This window comes from Bacillus sp. FSL K6-1033 (assembly GCF_038630765.1).
GTDB classification, from domain to species: domain Bacteria; phylum Bacillota; class Bacilli; order Bacillales; family Bacillaceae; genus Bacillus; species Bacillus altitudinis.
Genome location: NZ_CP152041.1, coordinates 2,311,514 through 2,324,078, shown reverse-complemented (window position 1 = coordinate 2,324,078; position 12,565 = coordinate 2,311,514). Strand labels below are relative to the sequence as shown.

Annotated in this window: 16 protein-coding genes and 1 pseudogene; 12 read left to right on the top strand and 5 right to left on the bottom strand. The window is 40.2% G+C overall.

Annotation, left to right across the window (positions count from 1 at the left end):
- Nucleotides 1-9: 9 nt before the first annotated feature.
- Together MHH31_RS11930 and MHH31_RS11925 are read left to right on the top strand one after the other, a co-directional pair.
- Nucleotides 10-1,350: an MFS transporter gene (locus MHH31_RS11930; protein WP_342494829.1), complete on the top strand. Its 1,341-nt coding sequence runs from the start codon at nucleotides 10-12 to the stop codon at nucleotides 1,348-1,350.
- A 128-nt stretch (nucleotides 1,351-1,478) separates the two neighbouring features.
- Nucleotides 1,479-1,625 carry a GapA-binding peptide SR1P gene (locus MHH31_RS11925; protein ID WP_008342524.1) on the top strand — a complete coding sequence of 49 codons (147 nt, stop codon included), beginning with the start codon at nucleotides 1,479-1,481 and terminating at the stop codon, nucleotides 1,623-1,625.
- Between the two features lie 104 nt (nucleotides 1,626-1,729).
- On the opposite strand, the gene MHH31_RS11920 is transcribed toward MHH31_RS11925, so the two are convergent.
- The 4 genes and pseudogenes from MHH31_RS11920 to sigK form a co-directional block, all read right to left on the bottom strand.
- Nucleotides 1,730-2,431 carry a FadR/GntR family transcriptional regulator gene (locus tag MHH31_RS11920; RefSeq protein ID WP_178930350.1) on the bottom strand — a complete coding sequence of 234 codons (702 nt, stop codon included), beginning with the start codon at nucleotides 2,429-2,431 and terminating at the stop codon, nucleotides 1,730-1,732.
- 131 nt (nucleotides 2,432-2,562) lie between these two features.
- Nucleotides 2,563-2,814: pseudogene (locus MHH31_RS11915) on the bottom strand (hypothetical protein); the annotation flags it as partial.
- 27 nt (nucleotides 2,815-2,841) lie between these two features.
- The gene (locus MHH31_RS11910; RefSeq protein WP_065460726.1) at nucleotides 2,842-3,501 is read right to left on the bottom strand and encodes a hypothetical protein; all 660 of its coding nucleotides are present in this window, start codon (nucleotides 3,499-3,501) and stop codon (nucleotides 2,842-2,844) included.
- A gap of 490 nt (nucleotides 3,502-3,991) precedes the next feature.
- A complete protein-coding gene (sigK, locus tag MHH31_RS11905; RefSeq protein ID WP_159145846.1) occupies nucleotides 3,992-4,720 on the bottom strand; it encodes an RNA polymerase sporulation sigma factor SigK in 729 nt (242 codons plus the stop codon).
- Between the two features lie 231 nt (nucleotides 4,721-4,951).
- On the opposite strand from sigK, the gene MHH31_RS11900 reads away from it, so the two are divergent.
- The 4 genes from MHH31_RS11900 (at nucleotide 4,952) to MHH31_RS11885 (ending at nucleotide 8,008) form a co-directional block, all read left to right on the top strand.
- Complete coding sequence (locus tag MHH31_RS11900) at nucleotides 4,952-6,073, top strand: tetratricopeptide repeat protein (RefSeq protein ID WP_024718801.1); 1,122 nt, start codon at nucleotides 4,952-4,954, stop codon at nucleotides 6,071-6,073.
- Nucleotides 6,074-6,239: 166 nt separating this feature from the next.
- Entirely contained in the window at nucleotides 6,240-6,980 is a 741-nt protein-coding gene (locus MHH31_RS11895; RefSeq protein ID WP_058336618.1) for a polysaccharide deacetylase family protein, read from the top strand.
- 71 nt (nucleotides 6,981-7,051) lie between these two features.
- Nucleotides 7,052-7,780, top strand: coding sequence for a GDSL-type esterase/lipase family protein (locus tag MHH31_RS11890; protein ID WP_225310445.1), 729 nt, complete (start codon nucleotides 7,052-7,054; stop codon nucleotides 7,778-7,780).
- Between the two features lie 78 nt (nucleotides 7,781-7,858).
- Nucleotides 7,859-8,008: a hypothetical protein gene (locus MHH31_RS11885; protein ID WP_003217499.1), complete on the top strand. Its 150-nt coding sequence runs from the start codon at nucleotides 7,859-7,861 to the stop codon at nucleotides 8,006-8,008.
- Between the two features lie 136 nt (nucleotides 8,009-8,144).
- Here MHH31_RS11885 and MHH31_RS11880 read toward each other — a convergent pair whose 3' ends face one another.
- Complete coding sequence (locus MHH31_RS11880) at nucleotides 8,145-8,285, bottom strand: sporulation histidine kinase inhibitor Sda (RefSeq protein ID WP_003217327.1); 141 nt, start codon at nucleotides 8,283-8,285, stop codon at nucleotides 8,145-8,147.
- Nucleotides 8,286-8,647: 362 nt separating this feature from the next.
- On the opposite strand from MHH31_RS11880, the gene MHH31_RS11875 reads away from it, so the two are divergent.
- The 6 genes from MHH31_RS11875 to yqeK are packed head-to-tail and all read left to right on the top strand — an operon-like array spanning nucleotide 8,648 to nucleotide 12,556.
- Complete coding sequence (locus tag MHH31_RS11875) at nucleotides 8,648-9,169, top strand: YqeG family HAD IIIA-type phosphatase (RefSeq protein ID WP_008356191.1); 522 nt, start codon at nucleotides 8,648-8,650, stop codon at nucleotides 9,167-9,169.
- A 2-nt stretch (nucleotides 9,170-9,171) separates the two neighbouring features.
- Nucleotides 9,172-10,272 (top strand): ribosome biogenesis GTPase YqeH, encoded by a 1,101-nt coding sequence (yqeH, locus tag MHH31_RS11870; RefSeq protein ID WP_007501357.1) that lies wholly within the window; start codon nucleotides 9,172-9,174, stop codon nucleotides 10,270-10,272.
- Between the two features lie 21 nt (nucleotides 10,273-10,293).
- Entirely contained in the window at nucleotides 10,294-11,136 is an 843-nt protein-coding gene (gene aroE / locus MHH31_RS11865; protein WP_342494828.1) for a shikimate dehydrogenase, read from the top strand.
- Nucleotides 11,130-11,420: a ribosome assembly RNA-binding protein YhbY gene (gene yhbY, locus MHH31_RS11860; RefSeq protein ID WP_008342507.1), complete on the top strand. Its 291-nt coding sequence runs from the start codon at nucleotides 11,130-11,132 to the stop codon at nucleotides 11,418-11,420. The genes aroE and yhbY overlap by 7 nt, the downstream gene beginning before the upstream one ends.
- Nucleotides 11,421-11,433: 13 nt before the next feature.
- On the top strand, nucleotides 11,434-12,003 hold the full coding sequence (locus MHH31_RS11855; protein WP_024718805.1) for a nicotinate-nucleotide adenylyltransferase: 570 nt from the start codon (nucleotides 11,434-11,436) through the stop codon (nucleotides 12,001-12,003).
- Nucleotides 11,993-12,556, top strand: coding sequence for a bis(5'-nucleosyl)-tetraphosphatase (symmetrical) YqeK (yqeK, locus tag MHH31_RS11850; RefSeq protein WP_326242666.1), 564 nt, complete (start codon nucleotides 11,993-11,995; stop codon nucleotides 12,554-12,556). The genes MHH31_RS11855 and yqeK overlap by 11 nt, the downstream gene beginning before the upstream one ends.
- Nucleotides 12,557-12,565: the final 9 nt, after the last annotated feature.

Below are 12,565 nucleotides of genomic sequence, written 5' to 3'. Positions count from 1 at the left end.
GGAATCATGTTGAATCAACAAGCATTAGAAAAGTCGACGACTCGTAAAGTTACACTTCGCCTTATCCCATTTTTATCCTTATGTTTTGTTATCGCTATTTTAGATCGTGTGAATATTGGATTTGCTGCTCTTCAAATGAATGAAGATTTAGGGTTTTCAAATGCTGTATTTGGACTTGGGGCTGGAATATTCTTTTTAGGGTATTTTTTATTAGAAGTTCCGGGAAGTGCCATTATGGCAAAGATCGGTGCGAGTAAATGGATCAGCCGAATTATGGTGACATGGGCAATTATTGCGATTTTAATGGCTTTTGTCCAAGAACCATGGCAGTTTTATACAGCACGTTTCTTATTGGGTGCGGCAGAAGCTAGCTTTTATCCATGTATGGTGTTTTATTTGAGCGGTTTTTATCAAACCAAACATCATGCCAAAGCCATTGCTGGATTTATGCTGGCGATTCCGGGAGCGAATGCCCTAGGTGCACCACTTTCTACATTTCTATTAGGTGTTGATTGGCTGGATATGTCTGGATGGCAGTGGCTGTTTATTTTAGAAGCCATTCCAGCACTCATTCTTGGAGTAATTGCATTCTTTTATTTGGATGACAAACTTGAAGATGTAAAATGGCTGAATCAAGATGAAAAAGAGTGGCTGATTAATGTCACAACAAAAGAAAAGCTTGAAAAAGAACAGGTCAAGCGATATACATTCACTCAAGCTTTAAAAGATCGAGATGTACTCATTTTATCGGCAGGCTATTTCTGCTGGATGGTTGGATTTTACGGCATCAATATGTTTTTGCCGACAATCTCTAAAGGATTATCTGACACCATTTCCTTAAGTACGCAGGGAATGGGCTGGCTGTTAGGTTTCATGTATACCGTCGCTATCATTGTAATGGTGCTGGTCGGGAATCATTCTGACAAGAAAAACGAGAGGCGATGGCATGTATCTGCCTGCTTAACTGTCAGTGCGATGGCCATGATCATTAGCAGTTATATAGCAAATTCCAGTGTGATCTTATCCTTTGTGTTTTTAACCATTGCCTTGTGCGGAGCCTTTGGTGCTTATTCTCCATTTTGGGCCATTCCCCCTTCTTTTCTAACAGGAGCAGCCGCCGGTGGAGCGATCGCACTAATCAACAGTATTGGCAATCTTGGCGGTTTCTTTGGGCCATATATTGTCGGGTACATTAAGGATGTCACAGGTTCTTTTCACATCAGTATGATTTTTTTAGGTATTAGTATGATACTGGCTTCTTTTATTATTGTGTTTTTAGTTAAACAGTCAGGAAAAGCACTAGTTGTAAAAGCAAGTACAGAAAAATCCAGTATAGAAAAGTCTATTTAAACGAGGGTCATAAAAAAACTATGATGGAAGTAGTAAGGGGAAATATTGTGGTGATTTAGCTGTCAGGAGAAGTTCTGAAAGAAAACGAGACAATACATGAGGATAAAACGATTGGAGCTGAAATTTTCATGGAAAAAGAGACAAATGTACCACAAAATACGATCGTTTGCCGGGAGTGTGGAGAAATCATTGACATCGCTTATGGCTCTGAAGGGGTTAAAGTCTTATACGGAATATGCGAAGGGTGCCGAGCATCGGAAAATAAACGAACTTAAAAAGACAAAGACGCATAACAGCAAGGCTTCTACTTGTTGTATGCGTCTTATTTTTCGATTAAATAAAAAGAAGCTTCTCATATCGTATTTGGAAGTGGAAGATCCTAGCTTTTCCAATATCGATCATATAGGTTTTGCATGTGGGCAGTCATACGTTTCACAGCTTCTGCTGCGTTCCGTTCTTCGAGTGCTTCTATAATCAGTTTATGCTCCTGAAAGTTGACCTCACGATAGTCAGAACGGGTAACGGTTCGATCACGTATAAACCTCCACATTTCCTGCTGCTTCATAGCATTCGTAATGGAAGACATAAAGGTAATGAATAAATCATTATGTGACGCTTTTGCAATTCCCATATGTAGCTGCTCGTCAGTTGCCGGGACGTATACACCTGAATGTGTTTCTTCTTCCATTTTTTTGATGGTTTGTTTCAGTTCTAAAATATCTTCGTCAGTCGCTCTCAAAGCAGCAAAATGAATAATTAAAGGCTCGATATGCATTCTAGCTTCCACGATATCCTCAGGTGATGCCGATGTCATAGAGATGGACCCTTCATTGTGTATGGTCGTACTCTTAACGAAAACACCTTCTCCTTGACGTGAATAAATAATACCATTCATTTCTAGTGCACTGAGGGCTTGTCTAACAGGTGCGCGGCTGACACCAAATTGTTCGCATAATTCCCTTTCTGAAGGAAGTTTATCTCCTATTTGAAAAGAGCCTAACTGTATTTCAGAAAGGATCTGATTATAAATTTGTATGTATAATTTTTTATTGGAAACAGGATTGAATGTAATAGAAATCACCCCTCTTTATTTGTCATACAAGTATATTAATTATATACTTTTCAGATTTGAAGGGCAAAAAAATATACAAAAACCATATTTAAAATTAAAAGATAATCCATAAATGGTAAGAGCCTAAACAAATAAAAACAGACCTTATAAGGCCTGTTCTGTTGCAAAATGTTTTCTATTAAAATTCCCTGCTCAATTCGCCTTCTCTTTCTTTAACTTCAAACCGGACCGGTCATGTAGAGCTGAATGGTATCAGTCACATCTTCATTTTCAGATGGTAAGAAGGCAATTAATGAAATTTCGTTTCCTTCTTTATCCTGACCGATGGGGTCATGCAGAGAGACGTCTTTTTTTGTTTTTTTAAGTGCGCGTAAATGCATCAGGATTTCATTATTAAAGTCAAAAGGGGGGTGCAGAATTTAAAAATCGAATTTAACTTTTGCCCCATCATGCAATAATTCAGGTTCGTCATTTAGATAGACATCACTTAAGTGAAGTGTGATTGAATTCAAATCCGAAACATCATCTACCAGTAAAGGAACTACAACCATACCTTCATTTTCGACTTTACCATACAAAGAACCAACACCTGTATCCGTAGTCAAATTAGTCTTATAGACTTCAATTTGTTTCTTTGTATTAGTGGTAATAATATCAACACCAGAAAACAAAACATCTTTATCGGAAGTGTTTTCAGTCGTATAAGTGATTTGTATTCTATGGTATTTATCTTTTTCAAAATTATTATAAGAAAGAAGCTCTTTATCTTGTTCACCTAAATTACTGTATTCAAATACTTTAACATCGTGTATTTTCATCTTAATAGGACTTAAATCTATTTCTTTTTGTTTGTTATTTATCTTTTTCAAAGTTAGTGTTGAACCATTTTTATCTTTATCCCATTGGCCAATTTCGGTTAGAAGTCCTGATGTTGGTTTATTCTCTTTTTGTGTTGATTCTTTTGAAGCCTCTTTACTCGTTTCTTCTTTTTTTGCCGGCTCAGTTGAGCTGTTAGTGTTACCACAAGCAGTTAGAACTGCCATAAAGCATAAGAATAAAATTAGTTTAGCTTTTTTCATTTGTCTACACCCTTTTATATACATATTTTAGTAATACAGGAAACATTATAATACAAAAAATGTTGAAGTGATGATTTTCGACAAAATTAGACGAAATAATTCATGACTTATAGCACGGGTTTAAAGTCACGAAACGTTCGGTGGTGAATTCGTATGTAACATTAAAAAGTGCTGATATTTCATTTGTGAAATTATTATAAGTCTGAATAGCTATTATTTTTCTAAACATAAAAGTTGAAATACAAAACTTATATGCAAACCGTTTGTCCTTCATTTTCCACAATTCTCTAAACAGTGGGGTGTAATCAGTTGATTTCCTTCATGTCTAAGTGCATGACCCAAAATTCATCACCAAAATCTTGCCATTGTTCTTGAGGGCTAAGGCGGCAGCTATTATCAAAAGAAATGCAGCGAGACAGTAGCTTAGTGCCGAAATAAAAAACAGACCTAATAAGGTCTGTTTTTGTTAGAAGTTAGGGGAAGTTCATTTTCACTTCCCCTTCTCCCGCTTCCGTTTCTCCTTCTCCGCCCGGTAAAACTCATGAAACATCTTCATCAGCGCTCGCTTCTCAATCCGAGACACATAACTCCGCGATATGCCAAGTTCTTTGGCTATTTCCCGCTGCGTTTTTTCTTTCTTTAAGTCCAAACCGAACCGGCCGACGATCACTTCTTTTTCTCGGCCGTCGAGAATGTCGATATACTCCTTTACTTTTTCAAGCTCCATGTTGAGCTGAATGGTATCGATCACATCTTCATTTTCGGATTTTAAGACATCGATTAATGAAATTTCGTTGCCTTCTTTATCCTGACCAATGGGGTCATGCAAGGAGACGTCTTTTTTCGTTTTTTTGAGCGCGCGTAAGTGCATGAGAATTTCGTTCTCAATACACCGCGCCGCATATGTCGCCAGCTTTGTTCCTTTTCCAGAGGAATAGCTTTCGATGGCTTTAATGAGTCCGATCGTCCCGATGGAGATGAGGTCTTCAGCGTCTTCCCCGGTATTTTCAAATTTCTTGACAATATGGGCGACGAGCCGAAGGTTATGTTCAATCAGCATGTTTCTTGCGTGTTCATCGCCCTCTGCCATAAGGGCTAAGTATTTTTTCTCATCATCTCCCGAAAGGGGTTGTGGAAAGGCATTGTTTTTGACATAGGACACTAAAAACACCAATTCTTTGACCATCAATCCCATCGCTGTAAATACTCCTGTCACGATTTTCACCTCCACCATGTTTAGGCCGCTGCCTATATCCTCAAATGTATGTGAAGGAAGGATTGTCTGTGTCTGTACGATGAAAAAATCATCTTATTTGAAAGAAACGTGCTTCTGTGCGTATGTTTTTGCTGCCCTTCTCATATGTTTGCGGTTTCTTTGCGGTGCTTGGCGGTCTAGAAGCGTGCTAAAATATGTAATATTAGACCGAAAAGGAAGGGGTTTTTTCGGAACATGGGGAAGGTTCTTTCTTCACATGTCGGTATGAAAATTAATGAATGGTATCGAATGATACGGCAGTTCAGTGTTCCAGATGCGGAAATCTTGAAAGCGGAAGTAGAAGCGGAAATTGAACGTATGGAAGAGGACCAGCATTTACTGATTTATTATCAGCTCATGTGTTTTCGGCACCAAATTATGCTCGACTATATACACCCTTCAAAATATCAACCTTTCTCAGTATCTAACCTTGTCGATAAAATCGAAAATTCCAATCATGAGTTATCTGATATGCTGCATTATTACCATGCATTTTTTCGTGGCATGCATGAGTTTAGTCAAAAAGAATATTTGGAGGCCGTCAAATATTATCGCATGGCAGAAAAACAGCTGTCTATGGTATTTGATGATATTGAGCAGGCCGAGTTTCATTTTAAAGTAGCAGAAGCCTACTATATAATGAAACAAACGCATGTCTCCATGCACCATATTTTAAAAGCGCTTGAAATATACGATCAGCATGATGCATATTCCATTCGCATTATTCAGTGCCTCTTTGTCATCTCGGGAAATTATCAAGATTTAAAACGTAAAGATCGAGCACTGCCTCACTTGAAAAAGGCGAAACAACTCGCATCCGAAATTGACCACCCACGCATCTATAGCTCAGCACTCTATAATTTAGGGAAATGTTACGGGGAGTTAGGTTATCGAGAAGAAGCAGAACGATATTTAACCGAATCGGCTGACCTCGCCAAAAAAGAACTGCTTCCCACGCTGCCTCATACACTTTATACACTGGCCAAGCTGCTTTTTAGACAAAATGAGCAGATTGAAGCAAGGCGCATATTAGAGGATGGGAAATTGGCCGCAAAGAAGCATGAAGACCAGCTGTTCTGTCATATGTTTGAGTATCTGGATGCTTTATATGTTCAGGAAATCAATGAAGAACAACTGCAAAAAACCATTGATTATTTGGAAAAACTTAGCCTATACTCTTATATAGAGGATATCTCACTAGAAATTGCGACAGCCTTAGAAGCCTCTCAACAATACCAGAAGTCCAACCAGTATTATCAAAAATTGCTATGGGCTCAAAATCAAATCCAAGAAGGAGAGTGTCTGTATGAATTCTAAGCAACGTTCGACAGTTGAAGAGAGAAACCAAACGTGAGACAAAAAGCGGGCCTGATGGGCCGGCTTTTTTTATGTGAAAAAGAAGAGTAGACGATCACGAAACTTGAATGAATTCATCAGAAAGCGGGCAATTTAATGTGTAATGATGTTCTGTGGAGGCGGTCTGATGAAAGGGTTGCATATCTTGTTATGTATATTGGTAATATGCGCTTTTGTTCCTGGTAACATAGAGGCGCGTACATTAAAAAGAATCGACCTAGAAAAAACGGGACGAGCCTTTTGGGACATGAGAGAGGAACGGAAAAAGATTGCGTTAACCTTTGATGATGGGCCTCATCCGGTATACACAAATCAAATACTAGACGTACTGAGAGAGCATGAAGTGAATGCCAGCTTTTTTGTCATCGGAAGCCGTATTCATGCATATCCCCTGCTCGCAGAGCGGATTGTGAGCGAAGGAAATGAGCTTGGCAATCACACGATGAACCATACGTATTTTGACCTTTTGTCATCGAAAGAAATCAAGCAAGAATTAAAAGAATCAGCGGCTCATATCGCTTCTCTCCAGCCTGGCGGACCCTTATTATTTCGTCCCCCGGGCGGGCGCTTGACGATGAAGTCATTCCGCATTCTTTCTAAGCAAGGATACGATGTCGTGATGTGGTCCTTTACGCAAGATCCGAAGGACTGGTCTAGGCCAGGTACACAAAAAATTGCCAGCCGTATTATTGAGAATATTCAGGGCGGTGATATCATCCTTTTACATGATGGCGGAGGAAATCGTAAGCAGACAGTAGAAGCGCTGAAGCAAGTCGTACCTGAACTAAAGAAAAGGGGCTATGAGTTTGTGAAAGTAAGCGAACTACTGCACCATGACAGAGATTATCTGCCGGTTCAATTACAATAAGAAACAGTCATTCATTGAAACCAAAAGTCTTGTCGTTTACTATATGAAGAGGGCTTTTGGAGGTGAATGTTGTGAAGAAATTTGTTTTCCTTTTCATCCTGTTATGTGTTGCTGCTGGGTGCTCGAAGCAGGCGCAGGAAAGTGTGATTGCATTTGGTGACAGTAACACAAGAGGATCGAACTGGGATTTTCGAGATTATCCCACATCTGAAAAATGGGTGAATCTCATGAAAAACGTCGAGCGCGGCCAAATCAAGGTACAGAATGCCGGGATTGGCGGGCAGACAACAGAAGATGCGAAGCTGCGCTTTGAGCAGGATATTTTAAAACAAAAACCAACTTACGTCCTCATCATGTTCGGTACAAATGATGCGGCGATTCTAGACGGGAAACATCCCCGTGTGACTAAAAAACGATTTAAAGAAAATTTATCCTACTTCATTTCTGAAAGTAGGAAAGAGGGAATTACTCCGATCCTCATGACGTGCGTGCCTGTGGTGGAAGGAGGCAAAAAGGGCTTGTATTATTATTCTAGATATAAGTCATCTTATTTTGCTGAGAGAGGCGGGGCGAGAGCTTGGCAAAACTCATACAATGACATCACAAGACAAGTAGCTGAAAAACAGCAAGTGCCGCTTGTCGACAATTGGAAAGCGTTCATCCGAGAAGCGGGTGAAGATAGTGACAACGCCTTGATTCAGTCTGGCCTCATTGACCCTTCTGGCAATCATATGACACCAAAAGGGGCAAGAATCATTTATAACGAAATCAAAGAGCGTGATGTCATTAAACATTTTTAAATGCAGGCCATCTGCCTAAACAAGACGATCCATCCAGCATAGTCTAACAGTATATCTTCTTAGAAGGAGGTAACTGATATGTGGGGATGTCCTTATCCTTACCCTGCGTGTTCGCCTTATCCAGCTCAAGGAGCAGGAATCGGTTACGCTTTTCTTGTTGTGTTCCTTGTCGTCATTTTGGTCGTAGGTGGAGGGTTATGGTTTTGGAATGAACAGCCTTGCAAATAAGACACCTCTTCTTTGATCAGAAGGGGTGTTTTTTACGGAAAATAGTAGTAAGCCTATAGCGCAAGTGATATAATATCAGTCACCTGAGTTTAAAAAAGGAGAGTGCTCGGGAGGCATGGTTCCTGGATATATGGAATTAAGAGGAAACAGAGAGCATATGCCCGAGCGAACGTCTTTTCATTTCTGTCTCAATTAATTCAATGAAGTCGCGATTTAAGTTCATTTCATTTGCTTTATAATACGATTCTATAAGTAAATCATCTGACAGCTTTTTCATACTAGAAACCCATATGATGGGAAAAACACCTCCCCTGAAAAAGTTGGCATAAAACTTGAGGAAAAGACATATCATCATAGGTTGATCGAATGTCTTTGAAGTACCTTTAATCTACCATGAATGGGAAACAAGAACAATCGTTCTGTTATCCACATGGTTAAGTGGATAACTTGTGGGTAGAGTGTTTATAATTGAATGAAAGCGTGATGAAATATAGGTGGATAATGTGTGTAAAATTATCCACACCTGTTGAAGGTCCTCATCATATGTCGAAAACTTTTTCATTGTATTCGATAGACAGACAAATTGTGATTTGATTCGACACAATCGCTGAAAAACCAATGGAAGAAAGGGTGCAAATTGTGCTAAAGAAGTATTTCTTACCGGATGAATTTGTGAAAAGTATTTTCCACATTTCGCCGCAAAAACTAAAAGAACGAAATGTAAAAGGAATTATTACGGATTTAGATAACACACTAGTAGAATGGGATCGTCCAAGTGCGACCCCGCGTTTAATTGAATGGTTTCAAGAGATGAAAGATCACGGGATACAGGTGACGATTGTATCGAACAATAATGAAAAAAGGGTCAAGCTTTTTTCTGAGCCGGTTCATATCCCGTTTATTTATAAAGCGAGAAAACCGATGGGAAGAGCCTTTAATAAGGCCGTCGCTGATATGCAATTGAAGAAAGAAGATGTGGTTGTCATTGGCGATCAGCTTATGACAGATGTGCTTGGCGGAAACAGGCATGGCTTCCATACCATTTTGGTTGTACCTGTTGCGGCATCGGACGGATTTTTCACGAAGTTTAACAGGCAGATTGAACGCAGAATTTTAGGAGCCTTAAAGCGTAAGGGCCACATTCAGTGGGAGGAAGAGTAATAATGGAAAAGGTTGTTTGTATTGGCTGCGGTGTAGCCATTCAGACGGAAGATAAAGATCAATTAGGATATGCGCCGGCAGCATCTCTATTGAAAGAAGATGTGATCTGTCAGCGCTGTTTTAGGTTAAAGAACTACAATGAAATTCAGGATGTATCTTTAACAGAAGACGACTTTTTAAATATTTTACACAGCATTGGCGAGACTGATTCTCTGATCGTCAAGGTCGTTGATATTTTTGACTTTAACGGAAGCTGGATTAATGGACTGAGCCGTATTGTTGGTGGTAATCCCATTTTACTTGTCGGCAACAAGGTAGATATTTTACCGAAATCCGTGAAAAAAGACCGTCTTGTTCAATGGATGAAGCGGGAAGCAAAAGAAAATGGGCTCAATCCGATTGATGTGTTTTTAATCAGTGCGAGCAGAGGACAAGGTGTGCCTGAGGTTATGGAGGCCATTGATCATTACCGTGAGGGCAGAAATGTCTATGTTGTCGGCTGTACAAATGTTGGGAAATCAACATTTATTAACCGCATTATCAAAGAGGTGTCTGGAGAAGAGAATGTGATCACCACATCCCAATACCCAGGGACAACACTTGATGCGATTGAAATCCCGCTTGATGACGGGTCTGCTTTATTCGATACACCGGGGATCATCAACCGCCATCAAATGGCGCACTATGTCGGCAAAAATGACTTAAAGATTTTAACGCCGAAAAAAGAATTGAAACCGAGAACGTTCCAGTTAAATGAAGCTCAAACGCTTTACTTTGGCGGACTGGCTCGATTTGATTATGTAAAAGGCGGCAGAACATCCTTTGTTTGCTACATGCCAAATGAACTCAACATTCATAGGACGAAGATGGAGAATGCAGATGACTTATATGAAAAGCATGCAGGTGAGCTGCTTTCACCGCCATCAAAAGAGGGAATGGAAGATTTCCCGCCGCTCGTTCCGCACACTTTCACCATCGATCAGCCAAAAATGGACATTGTCTTTTCAGGATTAGGCTGGGTGACGGCAAATGATGCTGGGAAACAAATCAAAGTGTATGCGCCAAAAGGCGTGCACGTGTTTATGAGACGTTCGTTAATTTAAATGTTCAGAGGGGGAGAGACCTTGAAACCTTTATACGGAGTAATCGGTAACCCTGTTGGCCATTCAATGTCTCCAGATATTCATAATGCAGCATTAAAGGATGCTGGAATTGATGGACATTATCATGGCTTTCAAGTAGAAGAAAACGACCTGAAAGATGCCATTAGCGGTATGAAAGCCTTAGGAATCAGCGGCTTTAACGTCACTGTTCCGCACAAGGTAGACATCATGCAGTACCTTGACAAAATTGATGTGACAGCTGAACGTCTGCGTGCCGTCAATACGGTTCGCCTCGAAAATGGTCAACTCGTTGGGTACAATACAGATGGAGAGGGTTTTCTTCATTCATTGCTTGAAGCGTTGGATCAGCCGTTATCAGAGCTGTCATTTCTCCTGCTTGGTGCTGGTGGAGCAGCAAGAGCGATTTACACGACAATTGCTGAGTATGCACCGAAACAATTTGATATCGCCAACCGCACCATTGAAAAAGCTGAGGCTTTAATTGAAAGTGCCGATGGGAAAATCACATCTCATGCCATTGCATTAAATACAGCAGAAGAGCGGCTTGGGGAATATGATGTCATCATCCATACGACCTCAATTGGTATGTATCCGAATGTTGAAGAAACCCCCATTTCTTTAGCGAACGCAAAAAAAACAGCGGTCGTTTGTGATATTGTGTATAATCCAATAGAAACAAAGCTGCTAAGCGAAGCAGCCGGGTTAGGTTTGAAAACAGTCGATGGCGTCGGCATGTTTGTTGGTCAGGCGGTAAGAGCCTTTGAACTGTGGACGGGCATTACACCTGACGCCCAAAAAATGAAGTCAATTGTCATAGAGAAATTAGGAGGAACACCATGTTAAAAGGTAAGCAAAAACGTTTTTTACGTGCGCAAGCACATCATTTATCACCTATTTTTCAAGTTGGAAAAGGCGGGGTAAATGACAATATGGTCAAGCAAATTTCCGAGGCGCTTGAAGCAAGAGAACTTTTGAAAGTCAGCGTATTGCAAAACTGCGACGAGGACAAAACAGAGGTTGCAAAAGCACTTGTAAAAGGTGCAAAAGCTGAACTCGTTCAAACGATCGGAAATGTGATTGTCCTTTATAAGGAATCAAAGGAAAATAAACAAATTAAGCTGCCGTAAAGGTGGATATGATATGAAAAAAATAGGATTGTTCGGTGGTACGTTTGATCCCCCGCATAATGGGCATTTGCTGATGGCAAGTGAGGTGCGTTTCCAAGTAGGGCTTGATGAAATTTGGTTTATCCCAAATCACCAGCCCCCTCATAAAACGGGCCGAAAACGAGCAGAGAGTCATCACCGCGTAAAAATGGTGGAAAAAGCGATTCAGACAAATCCTCATTTTCGAGTTGAGCTTATTGAAATGGAGCGGGAGGGCCCATCTTATACAGTAGATACGGTTGAGCTGTTAAAGAAGCGCCATCCTGAAGATGAGTTCTTTTTTATGATTGGAGCGGACATGGTCGAGTATTTGCCAAAATGGCACAGAATCGATGATTTGCTTCAGATGATCACCTTTATTGGGATGAAAAGACCAGGTTATGAAGGAAGTACGGCGTATCCTCTTTTGTTTGCAGATGTTCCGGCTTTTGATGTATCATCGACATTGATTAGGCAGCGAATGAAGCAGGGGCAACCTGTTGATTATTTGATTCCGAAAGCGGTTGAGTGTTATATAAAGGAGCATCATTTATATGAATCGTGAAGAAGCTTTAAACTGTGTCAAACAGCAGTTAACAGAGCATAGATATACACATACAATTGGGGTAATGGAGACGGCCATTTCATTAGCTGAACGTTTTGGTGCAGATGTGAAAAAAGCAGAGGTCGCAGCTATTTTCCACGATTATGCTAAATTTAGACCGAAAGAAGAAATGAAGGGCATCATCCAGCAAGAACAGATGAACCCTCTATTGCTTAAATATTCACCTGAGCTTTGGCATGCCCCAGTTGGTGCCTATTTGGTCAAAAAAGAAGTTGGAATTGACGACCAAGATATTTTAACAGCCATTGAATTCCATACATCCGGCAGACCGAACATGACATTGCTTGAAAAAGTGATTTATGTCGCCGACTATATAGAGCCAGGACGCCATTTTCCTGGTGTAGAGGAAGTAAGAGAGTTAGCAGAGCAGGATTTGGAACTTGCCTTGATTCAATCTTTAAAAAACACCGTCAGCTTTTTAATGAAAAAGAATCAGCCAGTTTTCCCAGATACACTTGCTACTTATAACTCACTTGTGCAAAAGAACAACTAAGGAGGAATT